The following is a 23,611-nucleotide window of genomic DNA, read 5'->3' on the forward strand; positions in this document are numbered from 1 at the left end:
AAGTGGTTGAACTCCATGGGAATTCAATTTCGCTCCAGGCTGCGCTCGTCCAGAGTCAGCAGTATCCGTTTTATTATTACGTGGTCCTTCTCCGTCTTCATCGTTCTGGTGCTGACCATCATGGCGATGCTTCTGCATGACAAGTTCACGCAGGCTGCCGAGCGAAGTGCGGAACTGACGACGAGACAGATTGTGGATCAGGTCAGTTATAACCTGGAGGATTACGTCCGCAGCATGTCTCATCTGTACCGTGCCATTGAGGAACATATGCTGCGTGACGGGACATGGGAAGGGGAGTTGGTGGACAAACAGCTCGACACATTGCTCAGCAGTCGTGAAGATATCATCTCGATTACCCTGCTCGATTCCACGGGTCAATTGCTCAAGAACCGACCTACAGCTGAATTAAAACCGAGTGCCCATGTGACACAGCAAGGGTGGTTTCAGTCTGCGCTTCGTGTGCCGGATCACCTGAGTTTCTCGTTACCTCATATTCAGAATATGTACACAGGCCCATATAAATGGGTCGTTTCCATGAGCAAAGGCATAACGATACGGCAAAATGGTCAGGATCGGCAGGTTATCCTGCTGGTCGATATCAATTTCAAACAGATGGATGAATTGAGCCGCCGGGTCAGTCTGGGGCAACGGGGATACGTCTACATCATTGATGAGAGTGCGGGCAATATTGTGTACCATCCGCAGCAGCAATTGATGTATATGGGACTCAAAAGTGAGAATATCGAACAGGCATTGGTGGCTTCAGGCAGTTACGAAGATGAGGCAGATGGACAGAAAAGGCTGAATACCGTGAAGTCAGTTGCCAATATTGGATGGAAAATTGTCGGTGTGGCCTATTTGGATGAAATTATGACAACACGTCAGGAAGTGAACGGATATCTCATTCGTGTACTGGTCGTTGTGCTCGTGCTGGTCATCCTCGTATCGCTCTTTCTTTCCTCCAGTCTGACTCGTCCGATCCGGCGAATGGAGCGCAAGATGAAGGCTGTGGAGCGCGGGGATTTCAACGTGGAGTTGCCTATCGAAGGACCGCTTGAAGTGGAACGTTTATCCCGTCGCTTCAACCTGATGGTCAATAAAATCCGAACCCTGATGGATGAGATCATTCATGAACAGGAGCAGAAGCGTCGTCTGGAGCTGGAAGCCTTGCAGGCCCAGATCAATCCGCATTTTTTGTATAATACGCTGAATTCCGTGGTGCGCATGGTCGGCATGAGCCGCAATGAGGAAGTGATCACGATGATCACGTCTCTTTCGCGCCTATTCCGCATCAGTCTCAGTCAAGGTAAAACGATTATCACGGTCAGGGAAGAGCTGGAGCATGCGCAGCATTATTTGACGATTCAACAGATGAGATTCAAGCGAAAATTCAACTTTAACATTCAGGCAGATGAGACGCTCCTGGAATGCCTGACCTTAAAGCTGGTGCTTCAACCCCTGATTGAGAACGCCATTGTTCATGGCATCGAGTACCACATGGACGAAGGAAGTATTGAGGTCGATGTTTATTGTGAGGACAACAAGCTGGTGTTTCGCATTACAGATAATGGGGTCGGCATGACGGAAGAACAGATGTCGGGATTGTTAAGTGGCCGTCCGGTTGTCAAAAGCGGTGCAGGATCAGGTGTCGCGGTACGCAATGTACATGACCGAATCCGGCTCTATTACGGGGAGGGTTATGGTCTTGAATTTGCAAGTGAGCTGGAAGAAGGCACCACGGTCTGGATTCGAATTCCCATTCAATCGCAGCAGAAGGAGGTCGAGCCTGATGACGGACAAACAAGCGAATAGGAACGATGCCCGTAGAGTTAAAGGATTGAATATTTGTACGTATTGGAAAAAGGTTGCTGCGAGCATCCCGGGATTTCGGAAACGTCGGTTGTTAACTGTGACAGTTGCAAGCTTCTGTCTGCTTATAAGCAGTGCCTGTGGCCTCTCGAGTCCAGATGCTGCGGCAGTACCATCACGTATTGCACTGATTACACCAGCAGGCACTGGCGAACTTGCGGAAGCCATCCGGCTTGGTGCCGAAGCGGCTGCCAAAGAGAGTGGGGTGGAACTGATTACCGTGGAAGCATACCCTTCCGAGGGTCATGTGTACACACCTGCCCTTCTGGACGCTGATCGAAGTCAGATGAAGGTCAAACAGGCAAATCCGAACAGCCAAACGTTGTCTCGCAGTGTGCGAGAGCAGGCACAGGTTGAAGCAGCCGCATTGGCTCTGAAGCAGGGGGCATCAGCTCTATTGGTTGATCCCCTGAGTGAGAAGGCACTTAGCAATATTATTCAGGAGGCACAGACATCAAATTCCGATGGAACCATCGTTCCTGTCATTGTGCTTAACGATGAATTTCCCGTGAAAGGTGTAACCAGTATCATCTCCATGGATAATGTCGAGGCAGGGAGACAGGCGGGCCAGGCCATGGCGGAGCTGCTGAAAGGGCGAGGGCGTGTAGCATTATTGGGTCCAGACCCCGTTAATTCCGGTCTGATTCAGAGAGAGCAGGGGGTAATGGAAGTCCTGGTACAGTATCCTGATATTCAAGTGGAACCCAAATCGATATGTAATACACGGGATGGATGTTGGCAGACTGCGAAGCAATTGCTGGACCAGCAGGATGTGGATGGCTTTATCACTCTTCAGGAACCGGCTTCATTGGGAGCAGCTGATGAACTGAATCGACGCAACTCTGCAGACAAAGTAAGAATTGTTGGATTCGGCAGTGAACAACAGCAACTGGAGCAATTGCAAGAAGGGGTCTTTGATCATCTTATCGTCCAGAATGGATATAGCGCAGGTTATCTGGGATTGAATCAAGCCGTTGCACGGCTGAACAATCAACAGGTGCAATCGAGAGTTCTACTTGAGACGAAGCTGGTTAGTACAGACAATATGTTCTGGATGGATAACCAGAAGCTGTTGTTTCCTTTTGTACAATGAACGGATGCTGGAACGAATGGTGAATGAGAAAAATTAAGCTGTTTTTTAACTTGAGGAAGATTTCGATAGAACAGGTGAAGATATTGTATTCGAATTTAATGTAAACCCTTTCATAATAAAGACATCGGTTAAGCCGAATGAACTTGGGGGAGGTCATTAGGATATGAAGAAAACATGGATGACACTGTTGATTACAGCATGTATGGTTGTGGCGGCGGGTTGCAGTAGCGGTGGAGACAGCGCAGGTGGAAGTACAGGAACAGATACAGGAGGCCAAACAGCAGCCGGGACGGAAACGCCCAAGATTGGTGTCGCCATCTACAAATTCGATGATACATTCATGACGGGGGTACGTAATGCGATGACCGCAGCAGCGGAAGGTTTTGCGACTCTGGATATTGTGGATAGCCAGAATGCACAGCCAACCCAGAACGAGAAGGTCGATCTGTTTGTGTCCAAGAAATACAATGCCATGGCCGTGAATCCGGTGGACCGGACGGCAGCAGGTGTCATTATTGACAAGGCTAAGGCAGCGAACATTCCAGTGGTTTTCCTTAACCGTGAGCCCGTGGCTGAAGATATGAACAAGTGGGATAAAGTGTACTACGTAGGAGCAAAAGCGGAGGAGTCCGGTACGATCTCTGGACAGCTGATTGTGGACTACTGGAAGGCACATCCGGAAGCAGATAAAAACGGCGATGGCAAACTGCAATACGTCATGCTGAAAGGGGAACCGGGTCATCAGGATGCAGAGCTTCGGACCAAATATTCGGTTCAGGCCATCCAGGATGCCGGTATCGAAGTGGAAGCATTGGCGGAAGACACGGCCATGTGGGACCGTGTGAAGGGTCAGGAGAAAATGCAAGCTTTCCTGGCATCCCACGGCGACAAGATTGAAGCCGTTCTTGCGAACAATGATGACATGGCCTTGGGTGCCATTGAGGCATTGAAAGCAGCCGGATACTTCAAGGATGGCAAATCGATGCCGGTTGTAGGTGTAGATGCAACAGCTCCAGCCATTCAGGCTCTACAGGATGGAACGATGCTGGGCACGGTGCTCAATGATGCCAAGAATCAGGGTGCAGCCACGGTGGCACTGGCTTCCGTACTTGCCAAAGGTGAGACACCAACGAAGGAAAATACCAAATACGATATTACCGATGGTAAATACGTCTGGATTGCATACAAAAAGATTACCAAAGACAACATTGCCGACGCCCAATAACAGCACGAGACAGGGACGTCCGACATTCGGGTAACGTCCCTTTTTTGCTGGTCATATGGAAGGGAGGAACCAAGATGGAGTCACCTTACCTGCTGGAGATGAATGGAGTCTCGAAAGCATTTCCGGGTGTGCAGGCACTAAGTCAGGTTACATTGAAACTGAAGCCCGGTACGGTTCATGCCTTGATGGGAGAGAATGGAGCGGGCAAATCCACACTAATGAAATGTCTGTTCGGGATGTATCATCCGGATGAAGGAACGATACGCATCGAAGGAAATGATGTGGATATTCCGAATTCCAAGGCGGCACTTCAGCAAGGCATATCCATGATTCATCAGGAGCTGAATCCGGTCCCGCATCGCCCGGTGATGGAGAATATCTGGCTGGGGCGTTTTCCGATGAAGGGAATACTGGTGGACGAGAAACGGATGTATTCCGATACACTGGCTCTGTTTAAGGACCTGAATCTGGATATTGATCCGAAGGCTCAAGCGGGAACATTGTCTGTCTCCAAGATTCAATCGATGGAAATCGCCAAGGCGGTCTCATTCAATTCCAAAGTTATTGTCATGGATGAACCCACCTCTTCCCTGACAGGCAAGGAAGTGGAGCAACTCTTCGCCATTATTAATGAACTACGCAGTCGGGGGGTGTCCATTATCTACATTTCCCACAAGATGGAGGAGATCCTGACGATCTCGGATGAAGTGACAATCATGCGTGATGGCTTCGTTGTCGGGACTTGGGATGCTGCGGATTTAACGACAGATCTGATTATTACACGCATGGTGGGTCGTGATCTGGATGAACGTTTCCCGGAACGCACCAACGTACCTGGTGAAGTGATATTAAAGGCCGAGGGTCTGACATCCAACCAGTCCAAATCGTTTTGTGATGTATCCTTTGAGCTGCGAAAAGGTGAAGTGCTCGGTATTGGCGGCTTGGTTGGAGCACAGCGGACAGAACTGATGGAATCCTTGTTCGGACTGCGCGGACTCGCTTCAGGTACGATTTCGATTCATGGGCGCAAGGTGAAGATTAATTCCCCCGCAGCAGCGAAACGTCATAATATCGCGTTGCTCACGGAAGAACGAAGGGTTACAGGAATATTCCCCGTGTTGTCGGTGTATGAGAATACGATCATTGCCAGTCTGGGGCGCTACCGCAATCGCGTGGGCTTGCTGGATGAGAAAAAGGGACGGGAAGAAGCACGGGAACAGACGCAGAAGTTCAGAACCAAAACGCCTTCAGTTAACACGCTGATTCGAAACCTGTCGGGCGGTAATCAACAGAAAGTTCTGTTGGCCCGCTGGTTGCTGACTGATCCGGAGATTCTGTTGCTGGATGAACCGACACGTGGAATCGATGTAGGGGCCAAGTTCGAGATTTACACCATTATTACGGAACTGGCTCGTCAGGGCAAAAGCATTATTATGATTAGTTCGGAGATGCCTGAACTGCTGGGTATGTCGGATCGCATTATGGTGATGAGTGAAGGGCGTCTAACCGGAATCGTGGACGGAGCCGAGGCAACAGAGCAGGATATTATGAGGCTGGCCGCTCAGCAGCGGATGGCTTAGTCAGGAGGGAAACAGATGAACACACAGATGATCAATCAAGTGAAAAATTATGTAACACAACGCGCTATCTTTATCGTATTGATTCTGCTCATCATTGGTATAGCTATTGCCGATCCGAATTTTCTTGCCTTCTCTACACTGCGGGACATCTTACAGCAATCCTCCACACGGGCCATTATTGCACTCGGTGCAGCCTTTATCCTCGTCACGGGTGGGGTTGATCTGTCCGCGGGAAGGGTGGTTGGTCTGACGGCTGTTGTATCGGCATCGATGCTGCAAATTGATGAGTATGCGAACCGCTTCTTCCCCGATCTGCCCCATTTGCCGGTGTTGTTGCCGATTCTGGTTGGAATCACCGCAGGTCTATTCGTGGGTTTGGTCAATGGACTGATTGTCGCTAAATTACATGTGCCCCCTTTTATCGCAACGCTGGGTACAATGGTTGCCGTGTATGGACTGAACTCCATCTATTTTGATACGGAACCCAATCAGTCACAGCCGATCGGAGGATTAAGACCTGATTTTACCGTCATTGGCTCTGGATACATTGATCTGGGCGGGGGTTATTCCATCCCGTATATTGTCCTTATCGCTATTGCGGTGGCTTTAATCTGCTGGGTGATCTTTAACAAAACACGTCTCGGCAAAAATATGTACGCGATCGGCGGTAACATTCAGGCAGCACATGTATCCGGGATTCATGTGGCCCGCAACCTGGTTGCCTTGTATGCGATTGCAGGGGCATTATATGGCCTGGGTGGCGTGCTCGAGGCAGCCCGAACGGGTGGAGCAACAAACAATTACGGTAATATGTATGAGCTGGATGCGATTGCCGCATGTGTGGTAGGTGGCGTATCGACAGCGGGTGGTATTGGAACGGTACCTGGAGTTATGGCGGGTGTGCTGATCTTCGGGGTCATTAACTATGGTCTGACGTTTATCGGTGTGAGTCCGTACTGGCAATTGATTATCAAAGGATTGATCATTGTTGCTGCGGTGGCTTTTGACATCCGTAAGTATATGGCGAAGAAATAAGATTAACGTGAAAAGGTTACACCAGTCACTCCGATGACAGAACAACCTTCTGATCGCTGTTATCCCCAGATTTTTTGATTCCCTTCTAAAGAAGTGAAAATCCGGGGATAAAGGCGCACGCTCCGCTTCTTCAGGTTATTTCTGTCCTCTACGTTATCGTGTAAACAATTTGTTCATCTTATATGGTAAAGCAGCAAAAAAGCCAGCTCTCGGGATATAGAGAGCTGGCTTTAAGCGTTATGCATTTACAAACCAATCTACGACAGTAATTATAGGACTAATAATACAAAATACCAGCATAAATGCGGCCACATTACGGGCAACACTTGTGCCATAATGCGCACGATATTTTTTGGCGATCAGGAAGGCTGGAATCCAGAAGAGGGCTGCTACTACAAATGGTATGTGAAGTCCTTGAGTTCCATTGCTATAAATAGGTATGTTTATTAAGTTGAAAAGGTAATGACTGATCATAAAATCGGCTTTGCCCCATGGAAAGTTAAAGGCAAGGCCCATCGTCAGGACGAGCAGAGACAGCGTCCCGAAGCCCAGTGGTTTGCGTTGTGTTGTCATGTGACATCCTCCATAACCAAGAATTTATCCTAAATTAATCCATTAATGTATTGTAACACAATACTAACCATGCTTAGAGGAATTGTTTCACTTTTGTCGATTACAATTACATCATATGTCCTATTGCCTTCATAAATTATACATTCATGTGAATTTGACCAGCCTCCATTAATCGACAACATCAGCTATTCATAATCGATATAATACATGTACATAAGTTGTTTGATGTGAGTTTTATGTCAAAGGGGGCGAGGCTATTTGCTAAGTTACACGATGAAAATGGTAATTTTCCCACTGGGCTGTTTGCTTGTCATTCTGTCCTCTTATGTTCTAAGGCTTACCCCTCATTTGGCAATCATGTTGCTTTCGGGGACTTTATTGGTAGCAAGTATTTTTGGGGAGAGAAGATATCCTGTACTTAGGAAATTTCAATGGATTTTTCTCGGAACATTCCATTATTTCAGTGAGCTGAACTGGTGCAACATGTTGTATTATATGCTCATCCTTTCCATGATTCAGGGCAAACAGCGTGTAGCGCAGACCTTGCCCATTTCACTGCTGTTAATGCTGGAATATACGGTGATTCGCCTTTCCTATGTGCCTATAGATGCATATGCATTGCTGGTATCCATGTTTGATTTGTTAACCTCTATTGTCATTATATTTTTATATCATACCTTGGTTAACAGTGAGACTGAGAAGCGCAGACTTCGGGAAAAAAATCGGTTCCTCACCCTCCATGATCCGCTGACCGGACTGCTGAATTACGAAGGGTACATGGAGATGCTAAATAAGGCAGTAGAAGAACATCGCTTTTTTTTGCTTATCCTTTTGAACGTTAATAACTTTAGCGGTTATAAAAAAGCTTCAGAAGATCCTTGGTGTACGGTAATCACAGGCACAGGCCAGATGATAAGCAATCATTTCACCGAGGCCTATGGCATATCCCGGTATGCAGGAGATCGATTCGCGGTCGTTTTGCCGGAGATCCAGGATGTGGAAGAACGAATGTCGTCATTGTTGTCCGTTCAGCTGCAAGGACTCCAAGTAAGCTATAGTATCTCCCTGTACCCGGAAATGTCGAATTCGTTGCAGCACTTTATGACGGTGGCCGAGGATAGACTGCTTCAACAACAGCGCAGCAAATGGCTGAAAAATGAAGAAGAAGTATTTCGTTCCGAAAGGCTAAGGGCCGTAGGTGAACTGGCCGCGGGGATGGCTCATGAAATTCGGAACCCGCTTACCGCGATTCGAGGATTCCTGCAGCTGTCACGTGGACAAGCATTTAATATCGCACCATGGTATGAAGTGATCATGGGTGAGGTGACGAGAGTGACCGATCTGACGGCCGAATTTTTACAGTTTTCGAAACCTCATGCCAATCATATGAAGCCGGAACAATTGGGCCACTGCCTTGAGCGGGTGATGTCTTTGACTGAGTCAGATGCGGCATCCCGTGGACATCGAATTACACTTGAAATGTCGAATGAGCCAGTCGTAATCAACATGGATCGGGATAAGATTGTGCAGGTATTAATCAATCTGATTCGTAACGCCTTTGAAGCAATGACAGACCCTGGCGAGGTTCATATGGATTTGTTACAGGAAGGAGACGCTGTACTCATTTCCATTACAGATACAGGAAGCGGCATTCCGGAAAATTCGCTATCCACAATCTTTAATCCCTTTTATACAACCAAAGAAGAAGGGACGGGACTGGGACTTGCACTCTGCCAGAAAATCGTTCAGGACCACAATGGCAAAATCACTGTCCATAGCGAAATGGGGGTTGGTTCAACCTTCACGCTTCATCTGCCAATGGAGACGTAATGCGTATATCAAATATAGGGATAGTAGCAGCATGCTTTCATTTAAAAAAAACAAAAAAACGCCGCATTGGGATTGAAGAACCCCATGCGGCGTCTTGTATTTCGAATAAACTATTGTGCACAAAACACATCGGTTCAGATCATTTTAGCTAATTTCTAAGGAACATAGGACGTCTTATTTGGCCCTCAGGTCCTTACTTTAATTTGTAAGAAACTTCAGACACGTTATTTCCCAAAAAAACATGAAAAAAACGCTGAAAACGCCTGTTTACTCGGATATAACGTGGCTCTGGTTCCTTAGATTTCTGAAGGAGCTTCAAAAGCTTGAATAAGACGCCTCAGATTCGTTAGAGCTCGCCCCACACGCTTTAGTTCGACTTATTTAGCTGTCCCTGATGTAACTGATAGTAAAATCCCTGTTGCAGCATCAATTCGTCATGGCTTCCGCGTTCAGCGATCTGTCCATCATCAATGACGAGAATCTGGTCAGCTTCACGAATCGTGCTCAGTCTGTGGGCGATGACAAAGCTGGTACGGTCCTTCATTAACGTCCGCATCGCTTCCTGGATCTTCATCTCAGTACGCGTATCAATGCTGCTTGTTGCTTCATCCAGAATAAGAATGGCCGGATCAGCCAGAATTGCCCGGGCAATGGTCAGCAGCTGTCGTTGTCCTTGGCTTAGATTGCTTCCCCCGGAAATGATGGGGGTATCGTAGCCCTGTGACAGTTTGCTGATGAACGAATGTGCATTCGCCAGCATAGCCGCTTGCCTGATCTGTTCATCCGTTGCATCCGGCTTGCCATAGGCGAGATTGTCACGAATGGTACCCGAGAACAGGTAGGCATCCTGAAGTACAATGCCGAGCTGCCGACGGAGTTGATCCTTCTCCAGTTCCGAGATGTCACATCCATCGATGGTAATCCGTCCGCCTGTAATCTCGTAGAAACGGGGTAACAGGTTGATGATAGTCGTTTTACCTGCGCCGGTGGGTCCAACAAGTGCAATCATCTCGCCAGGGTTTGCAGTAAAACTGACCTTCTTCAGAATGTCTCGTTCCGCACTGTACCCGAAGGACACATCCTCAAATACAACTTTACCTTGAATCTGATCCAGTTGTTTCTTCTGTTCCTCCACATATTCGCCAGGCGTATCCATGATGTGAAACACACGTTCAGCACCCGCAATGGCAGCCTGAATCAGATTGTACTGATTGGCCAGATCGCTCAGCGGTCGCTCAATCTGGCGGGAGTATGCGAGAAAACTGACAATTAGTCCGATGGACGTCAGATCATGATAAGCCATCCATCCACCTACAGAAGCCAGTATGGCAAAACCAATATTGTTCATCACGTTCATCGTAGGCCCAACCAAACCCGAAACAGTCTGGGCCTGGGTGCTGGATGTACGAAGTTTCTCGTTCAGGTTCTGAAAATGTTGATGTGCCTGATCCTGACGGTTATAAGCCGCTACGACTTTCTGTCCAGCAATGGTTTCCTGAGCATACCCATTCAGTTCACCGAGCAATTTTTGCTGGGCGGTGAAATGTTTGCGTGTTCTTGACGCGATCAGACGAGTGGCGATGGTAATTAAGGGTACCGTCACCAGACTGAGCAGGGTAAGCCGAACATCAAGTGCGAACATGATCGACAAAGAGCCAACGAGCAGGATGGCGCTGGACATCAACTGGGTTACGCTTTGATTCAGCGTTGTAGATACGTTGTCAATATCATTGGTGGCCCGGCTCATCAGATCCCCGCTTTGATTTTTATCAAAAAAGCTGACAGGCAGCTCTTGCAGTCGGGAGAACAACGCATGACGCAGATCTTTAACGGTCAGTTGGGACACACCAATCATGACATAGGATTGAGCCCACATCAGGAGTGAGCCAAGGACATAAACACTCAGCAAGAGGAGACATTCTTTCAGCAAACCCGCTGTTAATTTGGGAACGATATGTTCATTAACGGCACGGCCGAGAAGATAAGGTCCCGCCAGATTGAGCAGTGTTCCGAGAGCGGTCAGCACCAATGCAGCAATAACTCCTTTGCGATGACGTCCCATGTATGACCATACCCGGATTAAGGCGTGGCGAGCATTTTTAGCTCTGACTTTGGGAACAGGTCCTCTGCCCGCTGGTCCGGGTCTTCCGATGGGAGGCACGACCGTTTGTTGTATGGAGGAAGAGGCAGGTTTAGCCAAATTGAACATCCTCCTTCCGTTGCTGCGAATAATAGATGGCTTGGTAGTGGGATGAATGAGCCATAAGGTCATCATGTGTGCCGCTGGCAACGATCTGTCCTTCATCAATAACATATATACAGTCTGCATCCTTCACGGAGGAGATCCGCTGTGCAATCAAAAAGGTGGTGCTGTTTTTCATTAGGGACTGCAAAGCCTTCTGAATACTTGCTTCCGTACGCAAATCCACAGCACTGGTGCTATCATCCAGAATCAGCACTTCCGGTCGCATGAGCAGGGCACGTGCAATGGATATACGTTGTTTCTGCCCACCGGACAGATTGACCCCGCGCTGACCCAGTTCCGTGTCATACCCATCTTTCAGTTTCATAATAAAATCATCCGCAGCCGCAGCTTGTGCCGCAGCACGCAATTCAGTATCTGTTGCACCGGGCCGGCCGAAGCAAATGTTATCCCGGATGCTGCCGCTGAACAGAATGGATTCCTGGAGCACAATGGACACACGGCTACGAAGATCCTGAAGATCCCAGTTGCGTACGTTCACTCCATTCACGAGCACTTCACCCTGCGAAGCATCATACAGACGGGGAATCAGCTGCACCAGCGATGTTTTGCCTGAACCTGTGGAACCGATCAGGGCCACTTTCTCACCCGGGCGAGCGATCAGGTTAATGCCAGAGAGTGCATGGTCTCCGTCATAACGGAAAGACACGTCCCTGAACTCCACTTGACCAGCTGTGCGCGACACGACAGGAGATGGACGGGATGATCTCTGGTGGTCACGGGTAGACGGAAGTGACTGTACAATCCTGGAGTTATCGCTTCCTGATTGAATATCCGGCTGTGTATGTAACACCTCGTTGATCCGGGCGGCAGATACCTTGGCTCGGGAGAAACTCATCATCATCATGCCGATCGACGTGAGGGATGAGAGTACAACCGTGACATAGTTGATAAAAGCAATCAGATCTCCGGCAGCAATATCGCCTCCAACTACCTGGAAACCTCCGAACCACAGCACCGCTACAATGGTAGCGTTCAGCATCAAGCTGAGCACGGGTGCATTCAGCGTGACTATACGCCAGGCTTTGAGGGCGGTTGAAGTATAATCTTCGTTGGATTGCTTGAACCGCTTTTTCTCCAGACGTGCACGTGCAAACGCCTTGACGACACGGATGCCGGCAAGATTCTCCTGGAGCACGGCGTTGACCTGATCAAGCTTGCTCTGAACACTGGCGAACAGCGGATAGGAAGCTTTTATCAGAATAAATAAAATAATAAACAGTACCGGCACAGTGGCAATAAGAATCAAAGCCAGCTTCACACTAATCGTAAATGCCATGATGATACTACCGATGATCAGCATCGGCGAACGGATGAACATCCGCAGCAGCATCTGTACAAAAGTTTGCATCTGTGTAATATCACTGGTCAGACGAGTAATCAGAGATCCTTCCTGAAACGTATCCAGATTACGGAAGGAGAAGGTCTGAATATGATCAAACAGTTCCTGACGCAGGTTCGTGCCGTATCCTACGGCAGCTTTGCTTGAATAGAGTGTGCAGCCTGCGCCGCCAACCCAGCCGATTAACGCAACAAGTAACATGATCAGACCTGTAGTTACGATATGGGACAGATTTCCTGCAAGTACACCATCATCCACGATGCTGGACATCAGCTTAGGCTGGAGCAGATCCATGGTTACCTCAAGTACCATGAGTAGCGGGGCGATGATCGCCGCTGACTTATACGGTGTCAAGAATCGTTTTAACGTCCACAATAGGAAATCACCTCGGTTTTAATTGCATAAGTAAATCAATTTCATCAATCTTTAGTTGCTTCAAGCCAGTTGTTATTAGCGATATCGAGAGTTTGCATCACCTCAGGATTCACGCAGGTTTTGGAGCATACGCTGTGCAAGTGCAGACATGATCTCGGATTCTTCCGGCGTAAAATCTTTCTGAGCCTGCTGTTCCAACTCCTGAATCACGATCCTCAATTCTTGCAGCGCGGAGCGTCCCTGATCCGTCAGGTATACCCGCAGACTGCGCAGATCCTTCGGGTCTGCTTCACGTCTCACATAACCGGATGTTTCCATGCGCTTGAGCATGACGGTTACCGTTGCGGGGCTGCGCTGAAGTTGTTCGGCCAGTTTTTTCTGGGATTGGCCATCCTCCCGTTCAAGCTGGAACAACAAAGGGGGCTGCCCCGGGTATAACTCGGGGTGGTTCACAAGTTTCTCATGAACCTTGTAACGTTTGAGTTTCACGAGTTCGGATAGCTGTCCCATTAACCGATCATTGTGGACTGGGTTCATATCATCCGCTCCATTTCTACTTCATTTCAACTTCTCGGTACTGAAAACTAGACATTTTTGAACACATCATTTAGTTAGTCGACTAACTAAATTTTAAGTTTGATTTGACATATCGTCAAGTGACTACAGATCATTTATTTTGGATTGGAAATATTGACCTGAGATAAAACGATGTGATAAATTGATATTATCTAATTGTTAATAACAAAATATTAATAACAAAATGTTAATAACAGAATGGGGTTTATATCGTATGACTAAGGAAGGTTCCTCTGGAGGAAATGCTCCCGATTACCAGGAGCATCAGGATCAGGCACATATTAGTGAAGAACAGTTTTTGGACAGCTATGATGCTGGCGATTATGAACGTCCTTCCGTCACCGTGGACATGTTGGTATTTACGATCCGCAGTGAAGCTCAGGAGAATTATCGCAAACTCGCGGAACCCGAACTCCAGTTGCTGCTGATTCGTCGAGGTGGCCATCCCTATCTGGGACAGTGGGCGTTACCGGGCGGATTTGTCTCCATGCAGGAATCACTGGAAGATGCTGCTCGGCGGGAATTGTTGACGGAGACGGGGCTGGATGATATTTATCTGGAGCAACTGTACACCTGGGGAGATGTGGAGCGAGACCCACGTACACGGGTTATCAGCTGTTCCTATATGGCGCTGGTGGATAGCAGCGAGCTGGAGCTTGAGGCCGGTGATGATGCCAGTGAGGCCAGTTGGTTTCGGGTGGAGCAGCGTCTTCTGGAAGAGAAGCGCCATATCCATGAGCGTGGACGTGTGACAGAACGCAGGCTGCAGTTGATTTTGACCAATGGAACAGAAGAGTTGTCGGCCATTGTTGAGACAAAAGAAACGATAGAAGGAAAAGTACGGAGCCATCATGTGACGTTGGGTGAGGTTCAGGGGATTGCATTTGATCATGCCAAAATCATTCATTATGCACTTGAGCGTCTGCGATCCAAGATCGAGTATACGGATATTGCATTCAATCTGATGCCGGAGACGTTCACACTGACTGCACTTCAGAAAGTACATGAGATCATCAGTGGCAAAAAACTGCTGGCTGCCGCTTTCCGGCGCAAAATCGCCGATTGGGTCATTGAGACGGGAGAATATGCGAGCAGTGCCGGTCATCGACCATCACGTTTATATAGATTGAATCCAGAGAGGCATACACCATAGAAACGGTAGGAACCAATGAACTCGTACGAAGTGATTCAGGCCAGAGGCCCGGATCGTTGTATACATGAGGAGCAAGTAAAGAGGGGATATGGATGGAAAAGTTTACGTTTTTCTGGCGGACAGCATCGCCGTTCTCACAGTGGCACCCGGCGGATTTTACTGTGAACGGGATTCACTACACGAGTGCGGAGCAATACATGATGCACCAGAAAGCACTGCTGTTTGGGGATCAGACCATGGCCGACAAGATTCTGAAGGCAAGCTCTGCTTCGGTACAAAAAAAGCTGGGCAGACAGGTCACAGGTTTCGACCAGACGTTATGGGGAGCTGAGTGCCAGCGCATCGTTTACGAGGGCAATTTGGCCAAATTCACACAAAACGAAGAACTGCTAACCGCACTGCGTGCCACTCGTGGAACGACCCTTGTGGAAGCAAGCCCGGATGATCGCATCTGGGGTGTGGGACTGGCGGAGGAAGACCCGCGCATTCGCAATCGAAGAACATGGCGGGGAACCAACTGGCTGGGTGAGATTCTGACCCGTCTAAGAGAAGATATAGGAAGTGATTCAGATGAGTGATTCTAGTAGATCAACGGGCAATGGTGGCTCCAATTCACGTTCCAAGCGGGCTAATATCGCACAGCAGACGTTGGCTATTTTGGATGAAGGGCATTACGTAAATGGGTATGATCGCAAGGTTGGGATCGGTACCGATGTGCAGCAAGCCATCCGAAATTCGGTGTTATACCATCCAGCAGCATTGTCCGCGCTCAGAGAAAAACGTCGTACAGAAGCTCACGTTGGAATTCAACCCGCTGCCCCATCATCTGAAGTTGAAGCTGCATTGGGTCGCATTGAAGTTACTGGCGAACTACACTTGGAGCCGCTTCACGTTTGGCAATAGCTGAAGGAAGAGAAGATGTGGTCTGTCTAAACTTTGCATCAGCGAAAAATCCGGGCGGCGGTTTCCTTGGCGGAAGTCAGGCACAGGAAGAGAGTCTGGCCCGAGCGACAGGACTATACCCGTGCATCGCCCAGATGGATGAAATGTACGATTACAATCGCAAACAGCGATCGGGTCTCTATTCGGATTATATGATCTATTCACCGGATGTTCCGGTGATCCGTGATGATGAAGACAGGCTGCTGGATAAATATTATGTATGCTCATTCATTACTGCGCCGGCGGTGAATGCGGGTGTGGTGAAAGAGCGTGGAGAAGCGGATGATTTACAGATTGAATCGGTGATGAAGGAACGCATCCGTTATATTCTGGATGTGGCTGTTGCGAATGGTCACCGCACGATTGTTCTGGGTGCGTACGGTTGCGGCGTATTTCGTAATGAACCAGCAGTAGTGACGAAGTATTTTCATGATGTGTTAGTGGGAGAGGCTTATAAGGACGCCTTTGAACGCATTGTATTTGCCGTATATGATCGATCAGCAGGTCAGAGAACATTAAAGGCATTTCAACGTTTTTTGGCAGAGGTCTAATAAATAAAATAAGGATCTGTGTAAATAGGATAAAGGAGAGAGATGACATGCAATTTCATGAGAGACAGCAGGATTTGTTTGATCTGGGAGATGATTACTCGCTTGCGCACTGCATATCAGCCGATGCAAGGATGGGCAAGGGCATTGCGGTACAGTTCCGCGAACGATTCGGTTTGGAGAATCTACAAGAACAGGCCAAACAAGAGCCGCTTGAGATTGGACGATGTTATCCGGTAGGCCGGACGCTCAATCTGGTCACCAAGGCAAAGTTCTCCAATAAGCCGACGTACCAATCATTGACGAATGCGGTAGAATCCATGCGGGACGTATGTGTGATGGAAGGGATTACGAAACTGGCGATGCCCCGGATCGGATGCGGGTTGGACAGACTGAAATGGGAGAAGGTCAGCCCAATTATTCAGGAAGCTTTTGCCGATATGGATGTTGAGATTATTGTCTGTACAGTGTGAGAGCGCTTGGTGGAAAAGGAAAGATTGCAGCTTGCTGACAGATTCAAAACAAAAAACCTCAACTTTGACCGGAATAGAGCGTCAGTATGATTCATACCAACGTTGTTCCGATTTCAAAGTGAGGTTTTTTGTTATTTTTTGGAGAACATTTCTTTGGCTTCATCCATGGCCATTTTATTACCAATCGATGAGTAATCGAGCCAAGGTTGTGCCCCAATCGGGTAGACATGACCGGCTTTGACTGCTTTCAGACCTTGCCAGATCGGATTGTTTTGCAGCTCCTTGAACATGGTTTGGGCTTCATCATCCGAATTCACAACCACAAAGATTGCATCTGCATCATAGTCCGGCAAGATTTCACGGGAGACGACCTGGTACGGTTTAGTTGAATCGATATCTGTGATGCCTTTGGCAGGTGTCAGACCGAGATCCTCATACAAAATGGGACCCATGGGACGGCGTGTACTGAACACACGCAACTCTTTGGCAGTAACACGAATCGCCATTACGGTACCATCACCAATCGTGTCATGAATCAGAGATTTCACTTCTTCCGTTTCGGTCGCGTAGTCCTGAATGTACTGCTCGGCTTCCTTCTCGCGATTCACGAGTTTGCCAATGTCTTTCAGATGATCACGCCATGTACCGTCATCCAGGTTGAAGACATGCACCGGAGCAATTTTCTCGAATTTGGCAATATCATCACCCGAGAATTCTTCGTCCAGATAGATTACATCGGGTTTCAGAGCAAGCAAAGCTTCCATATCCGGGTCTTTAACCGGCCCAAGTGGCGTTGTATTTTGAAGACGATCCGCAACATGGGACAGGAAGCCTTTGGCTTCGCCACCGATAACAGAACCAACTGGCGTAATCCCGAGTGATAGCAGATCATTGGTCAGATGGATCGACATGGAGGCAATACGTGGCTCTCCTGAACCTGCACTGTTATCCTGATTGTTGGTTGAAGTATCCGTGGATGAACCACCAGAAGCAGATGACGAGTTATTGGCCGTTCCACAGGCAGCGAGCACAAGCACCAGACAGATACTCATGACAAGCATAAGGTTTTTCTTTAACATGGGTAGTCACATTCTCCTTGAACATCTCTGGGATGTAATTATTGTTTTTGTAAAAAAAGATCACTTGCTTCGTACTAACAGGTACAAAAAGTAAGGTGCGCCAATCGCGGCAACCACTACACCTGCCGGAATGGCGTTAGGCTGAAAGATCGTTCGCCCGATCGTATCAGCGCTCACCAGAATAACCATCCCAATGAGTCCGGCAGCAGGGATCAGATGCCGATGCATCGGACCGACAAGTCTGCGCGCCAGATGTGGTGCGGCCAGACCGATAAAGCCAATCCCCCCGGCCATCGATACACTGACGGCAGACAAGGCTACGGCACAGAGCAACAAAATAATACGCTGGGATCGAACAGGCGTCCCAATGCTGGTTGCGGCAGCATCTCCAAGGTTGAAGGCATCGAGCGTTTTGGATCGACTCCAAATGTACGAGATACATAGCACCACCCAGGGAAGCAACGCTTGCACATGAATCCAATCCCGGCCCCAGACGCTACCTGCCAACCAGCGGGCGGCAAAGGAATAGGTGTCTTCATCCAAACGCAGGGATAAGTAGAGGGTCAACGCATGGAACCCGGCCGCTACCGCGATTCCCACCAGAATCAGCTTAATGGGAGATACGCCGTTATGGCGATCATAAGATAACAGCATGATGATCAGGGCGGCGGCAACACTGCCTGCAAAAGCGAACAACGGAATCAGCAAGGCTACAGAGCCATCCATTGTAAAGGAGAGACTAACAAACACCATTAGTCCAAACGCTGCCCCTGCATGTAATCCCAGAATGCCCGGGTCCGCCAGCGGATTGCGGGTAATCCCTTGCAAGGCTGCCCCGGCAATACCAAGTCCCGCTCCGGCCAGTACAGTGACCAGGATGCGAGGCAGTCGGTAATCAAACAGTACAATCTGATCATCCGAACTGCCATGACCAAGCAAGGTCTGTAACACAGCTACTGGGGAGAGGCGAATGGTTCCCGTGTTCAGGCTGATCACAATAACGGCAATGGCGATGCAGAGCAGTGTGATGCTGACGACTAACGAACGTTTACCTCGTGATCGTGAAGGTGTATTGAAATTCATCGCTACAAGGCCCTCCTTTCTTTACGGGCCAGATAGAGGAAGAACGGTACACCAACAAAGGCGACCATAATGCCTACTGCGAGTTCTTCCGGCGGGTTCACGATGCGTGAGCCCAGATCGGCGAGCACCAGTAATATCGCACCAAGCAGAGAAGACATCGGAATGATGAGTCGATAATCCACACCCACCAGTTTGCGTGAGATATGGGGGATGACGAGTCCAACAAATCCAATTGAGCCTACTGCCGACACGGACACACCAGCCAGCACAACAACTGCTGCGAGGGCAAGAAACCTCGTCCAGCGCAGGTTGATCCCGAGATTAATCGCGACTTCTTCTCCGAGTGACATAAGGGATACACGCCGGGCGAGTGGCATAATCAGGACGAGTGTTGCGAGCAGCACGGGAAGAATCAGCTTGAGATGCCGCCATTCAATTCCGCCAAAACCTCCTGCATACCAGAAGGCCAGATCCTGACTCAGGTCAAAATAAATGGCAACGCCTGTGCTGAGCGAGGTTAACATGGCTGCAATAACGGCCCCTGCGACCGTCAGTCTGATGGAATTCAGACCACCCGGTGCTGCCATTCCAAGCAGGAAGATAAGCAGTGTGCCCAAGACAGCCCCCACGAATGATAAAACCATGATCCAGCCATAGGGCAGTCCGGGCCAAAAGGCGAAGCTCAGTGCTACCACAAAAGTGGCTCCGGCATTGATGCCCAGAATGCCCGTGTCTGCCAGCGGATTACGTGTAATGCCTTGCATTAAAGCTCCTGCAACAGCAAAGGCAGCGCCGATGATAACCGCTGCAAGCACACGAGGCAGCCGCAGTTCATGAATAATCTGATGTGGTGTCAAAGCCGGGTTGTACTGAAATATGGCAGCCCATACGGTTTCCAGCGTTAGCCCTTTGGCACCTAACGAGATGGCGACAAACATACTTAGCAGCAGTATGGCTATGGCAGACAAAAACGTCAGCCCAACGGTCACCGCAGATTTTTTTGAATTAGATGGACGATGTGGCAGTCCCGGATGTTGAATACGGGTCACTCCTTCGGTACCAACAACGTATTTCATTGTTATTGATTATCATTATCAATTAGTCATCATTATAGAATCTTAATTCAGGCCCGTACATGGCATAAATTAAGATTCTGGAGATGGACATTTTTTAGATTACAAAAGTGAAGGTTTGTTCGTCAACATAGAGAGCGCTTCATCGAGCTGGATGTTGATGGAATATGGAGCATATACGACCCATGAGTTCCAGTCGATGAGATGCACACGTCCGTTTTTTACCGCGGGATGGCTGTTCCATAGTGGATTCGAAGCCATCTCTTTCCATAGTGTTGCCTTTTCATGCATAGAATTAATCGCCAGTACAAGCACATCTGCCTCCAAACCATCCCACTCTCCTGGTGTGAAGGGCAGCCAGTTGAATCCGACGCCGGGAGGTTTGCCAGCCAGTTCGGTCTGAATGCGCTGAGGAACGGCCAATTGCAGACTGCGGTAAAAGACATGTCCGAAGTTGCGATGGCTGTACATCCGTGGGCCTTTAGGCGTTAACGTGCCAACGGCAACGGTAATATCTCCGACGAGTTCCTTCATTTTTTTGCGTGCACGCTCCGCTTTGCGCTCATGTCGATCCAGCCAATCTGTCGCGGCTTGGGTACGATCCACAATGGATGCGATCTGATGCAGATGACCGAAGACGTCTGTCTGGTTCCAGGGAATGGTGATGATAGGGGCGACATCGCCAATATGCTCCATGGCTTTTGCAGTGGCATTGTCCTTGGTCAGAATCAAATCAGGATTCACATTGAGGAATGCCTGACGTCCTTGTTCCCACGGTTCGTAAGCATGGAAGGGCAGTTCCAGCGATTTGGGCAGATGAGGCAGATGCCCCTGGATCTGAGCTGCGCATGGTGTGACGCCAAGTGTCATCAGATGGTCCGTGTATGGATAGGAGAGCGACACGATGTTCCGGTGGACCTGCTTCGCATAGGAAGTGGGTGCATAACCAGCATGGTTCCGGAAACGTCGGCTGAAATAGAATTCGTCACGGTAACCCACTTCACGAGCCACATCACGGATACGCAGATCGGAAGTGAGCAGCAATTCCTTGGCCCGGTTCATACGCAGATGAGTGATGTATTCAATCGGATTCTTCTGCATGCGGCTCTTGAATAGCTGTGAGTAATAGGACGGATGCATGTCGGCCAGTTCAGCCAGCTTTTCCAGCTTGATTTCGTACATATAGTTTTCACGCATATATTGCAGGGTGGACCTGAGCCACTGTTCCGGTTCCTCCTGCCCAGCCGCTGCGTCCGTCTGATCTTCTTGTTGTTGGGGCCAGAGCATATGTAACAGTTCCGTCAGGAAGAGCTGCGCCTTCAAGCCTGTTTCCAAACCTTCGTTGGTTAATTGTGTAAGCTGGGCGGCAATGCGCTGTATACCGTAAAATGGGCCCTGAATCCAGCCTGTAACTGGTGAACTGAGTTCACGTTCGTAGATGCGTCTGGCTTTGGTTTTCTCCGTAGCCCGATACAGATCGAAATGAATGATATACAGTTCAATATCATGGTCTTCATCTCCGATCAGTTCAATTGAAGCGCCGGGTGTGCACAGACAAGCTGATTTGCGGACCACGTGGAATTCGGTCCCATTCATGATCAGTTGGCCTGTGAATTTGTGCATGTATATAAAGGTATGATGAGCAAGTTCAGTAGTGGACCAGCGCCATTTACCACGGGTTATGATATGTTCTGCCTGACGAAGTTCGATCAGGGTATCATTCAGGAATGCATCCAGATCTGCCCGGTTTGAGGGTTCCTTTTCTGAACGGGGATTTGTCTGCTGATGCAACAGGTATGGATTGATGCCGCTGTGGGCCGTACCAGGGATGGTAGTCATGGTGCTTGTGACCTCCTCTCTTTTGAAAAGTTATTAGGTAATCATTGAACAGTTATTTAGGTCATGATTGAAGCGGGGACGTACGATATTTTGGCGGACCTGAACGTCTTTGTTGAACATCCATTGATCGCGTGGCATGAGGCAAGAATTGTATGAATTGAATAGGGGCATATCCCCGGATCATGCCGTGTGGACACATGTGCAGATTCTGGATCGCGCTTAGTGATAACTATACCAAGAGCTTACCGTCAGCTCGGAGACGCTGGATTATAATCGTTGGCTGAGTTGCCTGTCAGGGCCTTCGCAGTATAGTCAGATATTTTTATATACCTGTAAGACAGGGATAGGATGTTGTTAATCAGGTATGATGGTTGATTTAACCGGATTATTGTGAGTTACAACCATGCCACGGGACAAGACCTTTTGGCTCCTAGTCTGCTGATAATCTTAGCAAATCTACTGAAGAATTGAAATGTACACAGATATGTTCGAGGTGCAGATGAGATGGAAGTCTAATGAACGTAAATAAAAGTAAATAATCGAAACCGTTTTCTGACGTAGGCGTTTCTTTTTGGTAAAATAAAGGGGATAACCTGTTGGCCTGATCTAAATCATGAACATTTTCAACCCAAATTGCAGTAGGGAGGCTTCGATATGACAGAAGTAGTGGAACGGAACAAAGTACGTTGGGGCATTATGGGCACGGGATGGATTGCATCCCAGTTTGCAAGGGATCTGGAGCATGCCGGGAACGCAGTGAAAGCAGCGGTAGGTTCGCGGACAGCGGGAAGCGCGGAGAAGTTTGCAGCTGAATATGGTTTTGCACGCGCTTACGGCTCGTATGATGAGATGCTTCAAGATCCTGAGGTAGATATTATCTATGTGGCAACACCACATCCTGTGCATAAGGAGAATGTCATGGCTTGCCTCGAGGCAGGTAAGGCGGTGCTCTGTGAAAAGCCGTTTACGATGAATGCGCGTCAACTGGAGCAACTGGTGGAGACGGCACGGGAGCGCAATCTTTTCCTGATGGAAGGGATGTGGACACGCTTTTTGCCGCCGATTGCTCAAGCCAGAGCATGGATCGCAGAAGGTCGAATTGGTGAAGTACGTTTGCTTCAGGCAGACTTTGGATTCCGTGCCGGTTGGGAGCCGGAAGGAAGGTTGCTTAATCCGGATCTGGGTGGAGGAGCTTTGCTTGATGCAGGGGTGTACCCGATCTCCTTTGCTTCGATGATCTTTGGCGAACAGCCCCAGCATGTATGGAGTACGGCCAATATTGGTGAGACGGGTGTGGATGAGCAGTTTTCCGTGCTGTTGTCCTATTCCGAGGGACGCTCTGCTTCATTGAGTGCGGCCATTCGTCTGAACCTCAGCAATGAAGCGGTCATATACGGTACGGAGGGCAAGATTCGTCTGCCTTTGTTCCTCGCGGGCAAAGAAGCTTATCTGCATGTGAACGGTCAGGACGAGCCGGAGAAATTCACGGATGATCGAACATGTATTGGTTATGCTTTTGAGGCAGAAGAAGCCGGACGCTGTATCCTCGAAGGTCGGACGGAGAGCAATACGATTAAACTGGACGAATCCCTGGAAATTATGAAACTGATGGACACGATTCGGGGTCAGTGGGGATTGCGTTACAAATCAGAGTAAACAG

General features: G+C 48.7%; 18 protein-coding genes and 1 pseudogene. 11 read left to right on the forward strand and 8 right to left on the reverse strand.

What is annotated here, in order from left to right:
• Positions 1-15: 15 nt before the first annotated feature.
• The 5 genes from MKX40_RS05430 (at position 16) to mglC (ending at position 6,802) form a co-directional block, all read left to right on the forward strand.
• Positions 16-1,812, forward strand: coding sequence for a sensor histidine kinase (locus tag MKX40_RS05430; RefSeq protein WP_339240019.1), 1,797 nt, complete (start codon positions 16-18; stop codon positions 1,810-1,812).
• On the forward strand, positions 1,790-2,962 hold the full coding sequence (locus tag MKX40_RS05435; RefSeq protein WP_339240020.1) for a substrate-binding domain-containing protein: 1,173 nt from the start codon (positions 1,790-1,792) through the stop codon (positions 2,960-2,962). Before MKX40_RS05430 ends, MKX40_RS05435 begins: the two co-directional genes overlap by 23 nt.
• A gap of 163 nt (positions 2,963-3,125) precedes the next feature.
• Positions 3,126-4,187: a galactose ABC transporter substrate-binding protein gene (locus MKX40_RS05440; protein WP_339240021.1), complete on the forward strand. Its 1,062-nt coding sequence runs from the start codon at positions 3,126-3,128 to the stop codon at positions 4,185-4,187.
• A gap of 74 nt (positions 4,188-4,261) precedes the next feature.
• On the forward strand, positions 4,262-5,767 hold the full coding sequence (locus MKX40_RS05445) for a sugar ABC transporter ATP-binding protein (RefSeq protein WP_339240022.1): 1,506 nt from the start codon (positions 4,262-4,264) through the stop codon (positions 5,765-5,767).
• A gap of 15 nt (positions 5,768-5,782) precedes the next feature.
• Positions 5,783-6,802: a galactose/methyl galactoside ABC transporter permease MglC gene (mglC, locus tag MKX40_RS05450; protein ID WP_076214373.1), complete on the forward strand. Its 1,020-nt coding sequence runs from the start codon at positions 5,783-5,785 to the stop codon at positions 6,800-6,802.
• 237 nt (positions 6,803-7,039) lie between these two features.
• Here the strand turns inward: mglC and MKX40_RS05455 are convergent, their stop codons facing one another.
• Positions 7,040-7,375 (reverse strand): hypothetical protein, encoded by a 336-nt coding sequence (locus MKX40_RS05455; protein WP_339240023.1) that lies wholly within the window; start codon positions 7,373-7,375, stop codon positions 7,040-7,042.
• 258 nt (positions 7,376-7,633) lie between these two features.
• Here MKX40_RS05455 and MKX40_RS05460 point away from each other — a divergent pair, with 258 nt between their 5' ends.
• Positions 7,634-9,205, forward strand: coding sequence for an ATP-binding protein (locus tag MKX40_RS05460; protein WP_339240026.1), 1,572 nt, complete (start codon positions 7,634-7,636; stop codon positions 9,203-9,205).
• Positions 9,206-9,572: 367 nt separating this feature from the next.
• On the opposite strand, the gene MKX40_RS05465 is transcribed toward MKX40_RS05460, so the two are convergent.
• The 3 genes from MKX40_RS05465 to MKX40_RS05475 all read right to left on the reverse strand — a co-directional run bounded on the left by MKX40_RS05465 (position 9,573) and on the right by MKX40_RS05475 (position 13,722).
• The gene (locus tag MKX40_RS05465) at positions 9,573-11,405 is read right to left on the reverse strand and encodes an ABC transporter ATP-binding protein (RefSeq protein WP_339240028.1); all 1,833 of its coding nucleotides are present in this window, start codon (positions 11,403-11,405) and stop codon (positions 9,573-9,575) included.
• Entirely contained in the window at positions 11,398-13,185 is a 1,788-nt protein-coding gene (locus MKX40_RS05470) for an ABC transporter ATP-binding protein (RefSeq protein ID WP_339240030.1), read from the reverse strand. Before MKX40_RS05470 ends, MKX40_RS05465 begins: the two co-directional genes overlap by 8 nt.
• A 102-nt stretch (positions 13,186-13,287) precedes the next feature.
• Positions 13,288-13,722: a MarR family transcriptional regulator gene (locus MKX40_RS05475; protein ID WP_339240032.1), complete on the reverse strand. Its 435-nt coding sequence runs from the start codon at positions 13,720-13,722 to the stop codon at positions 13,288-13,290.
• 253 nt (positions 13,723-13,975) lie between these two features.
• Between MKX40_RS05475 and MKX40_RS05480 the strand changes: the two genes are divergently transcribed.
• From MKX40_RS05480 to MKX40_RS05495, 4 genes and pseudogenes are all read left to right on the forward strand, one after another.
• Positions 13,976-14,914 carry an NUDIX domain-containing protein gene (locus MKX40_RS05480; protein ID WP_339240033.1) on the forward strand — a complete coding sequence of 313 codons (939 nt, stop codon included), beginning with the start codon at positions 13,976-13,978 and terminating at the stop codon, positions 14,912-14,914.
• A 92-nt stretch (positions 14,915-15,006) separates the two neighbouring features.
• Positions 15,007-15,492, forward strand: coding sequence for an NADAR family protein (locus tag MKX40_RS05485; protein ID WP_339240034.1), 486 nt, complete (start codon positions 15,007-15,009; stop codon positions 15,490-15,492).
• Positions 15,485-16,407: pseudogene (locus tag MKX40_RS05490) on the forward strand (TIGR02452 family protein). The gene MKX40_RS05485 and the pseudogene MKX40_RS05490 overlap by 8 nt, the downstream one beginning before the upstream one ends.
• A gap of 47 nt (positions 16,408-16,454) precedes the next feature.
• Positions 16,455-16,877 carry a macro domain-containing protein gene (locus MKX40_RS05495; RefSeq protein ID WP_339240035.1) on the forward strand — a complete coding sequence of 141 codons (423 nt, stop codon included), beginning with the start codon at positions 16,455-16,457 and terminating at the stop codon, positions 16,875-16,877.
• A gap of 131 nt (positions 16,878-17,008) precedes the next feature.
• Here the strand turns inward: MKX40_RS05495 and MKX40_RS05500 are convergent, their stop codons facing one another.
• From MKX40_RS05500 to MKX40_RS05515, 4 genes are all read right to left on the reverse strand, one after another.
• The gene (locus MKX40_RS05500; RefSeq protein WP_339240036.1) at positions 17,009-17,956 is read right to left on the reverse strand and encodes an iron-hydroxamate ABC transporter substrate-binding protein; all 948 of its coding nucleotides are present in this window, start codon (positions 17,954-17,956) and stop codon (positions 17,009-17,011) included.
• A gap of 60 nt (positions 17,957-18,016) precedes the next feature.
• Positions 18,017-19,039, reverse strand: a complete 1,023-nt coding sequence (locus tag MKX40_RS05505) for an iron ABC transporter permease (RefSeq protein ID WP_339240037.1) — start codon at positions 19,037-19,039, stop codon at positions 18,017-18,019.
• A gap of 2 nt (positions 19,040-19,041) precedes the next feature.
• Positions 19,042-20,115, reverse strand: coding sequence for an iron ABC transporter permease (locus MKX40_RS05510; protein ID WP_339240038.1), 1,074 nt, complete (start codon positions 20,113-20,115; stop codon positions 19,042-19,044).
• Between the two features lie 99 nt (positions 20,116-20,214).
• A complete protein-coding gene (locus MKX40_RS05515) occupies positions 20,215-21,951 on the reverse strand; it encodes an AraC family transcriptional regulator (protein ID WP_339240039.1) in 1,737 nt (578 codons plus the stop codon).
• A gap of 654 nt (positions 21,952-22,605) precedes the next feature.
• Here MKX40_RS05515 and MKX40_RS05520 point away from each other — a divergent pair.
• Positions 22,606-23,607 (forward strand): Gfo/Idh/MocA family oxidoreductase, encoded by a 1,002-nt coding sequence (locus MKX40_RS05520; protein WP_339240040.1) that lies wholly within the window; start codon positions 22,606-22,608, stop codon positions 23,605-23,607.
• Positions 23,608-23,611: the final 4 nt, after the last annotated feature.

Source organism: Paenibacillus sp. FSL R5-0517, from assembly GCF_037974355.1.
GTDB lineage: Bacteria > Bacillota > Bacilli > Paenibacillales > Paenibacillaceae > Paenibacillus.

What these genes read in the sequence shown, in the direction of transcription:
- MKX40_RS05510 (WP_339240038.1), bottom strand. Translation starts at nt 20,115, where the DNA reads ATGAAATACGTTGTTGGTACCGAAGGAGTGACCCGTATTCAACATCCG.
- MKX40_RS05480 (WP_339240033.1), top strand. Translation starts at nt 13,976, where the DNA reads ATGACTAAGGAAGGTTCCTCTGGAGGAAATGCTCCCGATTACCAGGAG.
- MKX40_RS05500 (WP_339240036.1), bottom strand. Translation starts at nt 17,956, where the DNA reads ATGTTAAAGAAAAACCTTATGCTTGTCATGAGTATCTGTCTGGTGCTT.
- MKX40_RS05505 (WP_339240037.1), bottom strand. Translation starts at nt 19,039, where the DNA reads ATGAATTTCAATACACCTTCACGATCACGAGGTAAACGTTCGTTAGTC.
- MKX40_RS05515 (WP_339240039.1), bottom strand. Translation starts at nt 21,951, where the DNA reads ATGACTACCATCCCTGGTACGGCCCACAGCGGCATCAATCCATACCTG.
- MKX40_RS05435 (WP_339240020.1), top strand. Translation starts at nt 1,790, where the DNA reads ATGACGGACAAACAAGCGAATAGGAACGATGCCCGTAGAGTTAAAGGA.
- MKX40_RS05495 (WP_339240035.1), top strand. Translation starts at nt 16,455, where the DNA reads ATGCAATTTCATGAGAGACAGCAGGATTTGTTTGATCTGGGAGATGAT.
- MKX40_RS05485 (WP_339240034.1), top strand. Translation starts at nt 15,007, where the DNA reads ATGGAAAAGTTTACGTTTTTCTGGCGGACAGCATCGCCGTTCTCACAG.
- MKX40_RS05430 (WP_339240019.1), top strand. Translation starts at nt 16, where the DNA reads ATGGGAATTCAATTTCGCTCCAGGCTGCGCTCGTCCAGAGTCAGCAGT.
- mglC (WP_076214373.1), top strand. Translation starts at nt 5,783, where the DNA reads ATGAACACACAGATGATCAATCAAGTGAAAAATTATGTAACACAACGC.
- MKX40_RS05440 (WP_339240021.1), top strand. Translation starts at nt 3,126, where the DNA reads ATGAAGAAAACATGGATGACACTGTTGATTACAGCATGTATGGTTGTG.
- MKX40_RS05455 (WP_339240023.1), bottom strand. Translation starts at nt 7,375, where the DNA reads ATGACAACACAACGCAAACCACTGGGCTTCGGGACGCTGTCTCTGCTC.
- MKX40_RS05520 (WP_339240040.1), top strand. Translation starts at nt 22,606, where the DNA reads ATGACAGAAGTAGTGGAACGGAACAAAGTACGTTGGGGCATTATGGGC.
- MKX40_RS05475 (WP_339240032.1), bottom strand. Translation starts at nt 13,722, where the DNA reads ATGAACCCAGTCCACAATGATCGGTTAATGGGACAGCTATCCGAACTC.
- MKX40_RS05445 (WP_339240022.1), top strand. Translation starts at nt 4,262, where the DNA reads ATGGAGTCACCTTACCTGCTGGAGATGAATGGAGTCTCGAAAGCATTT.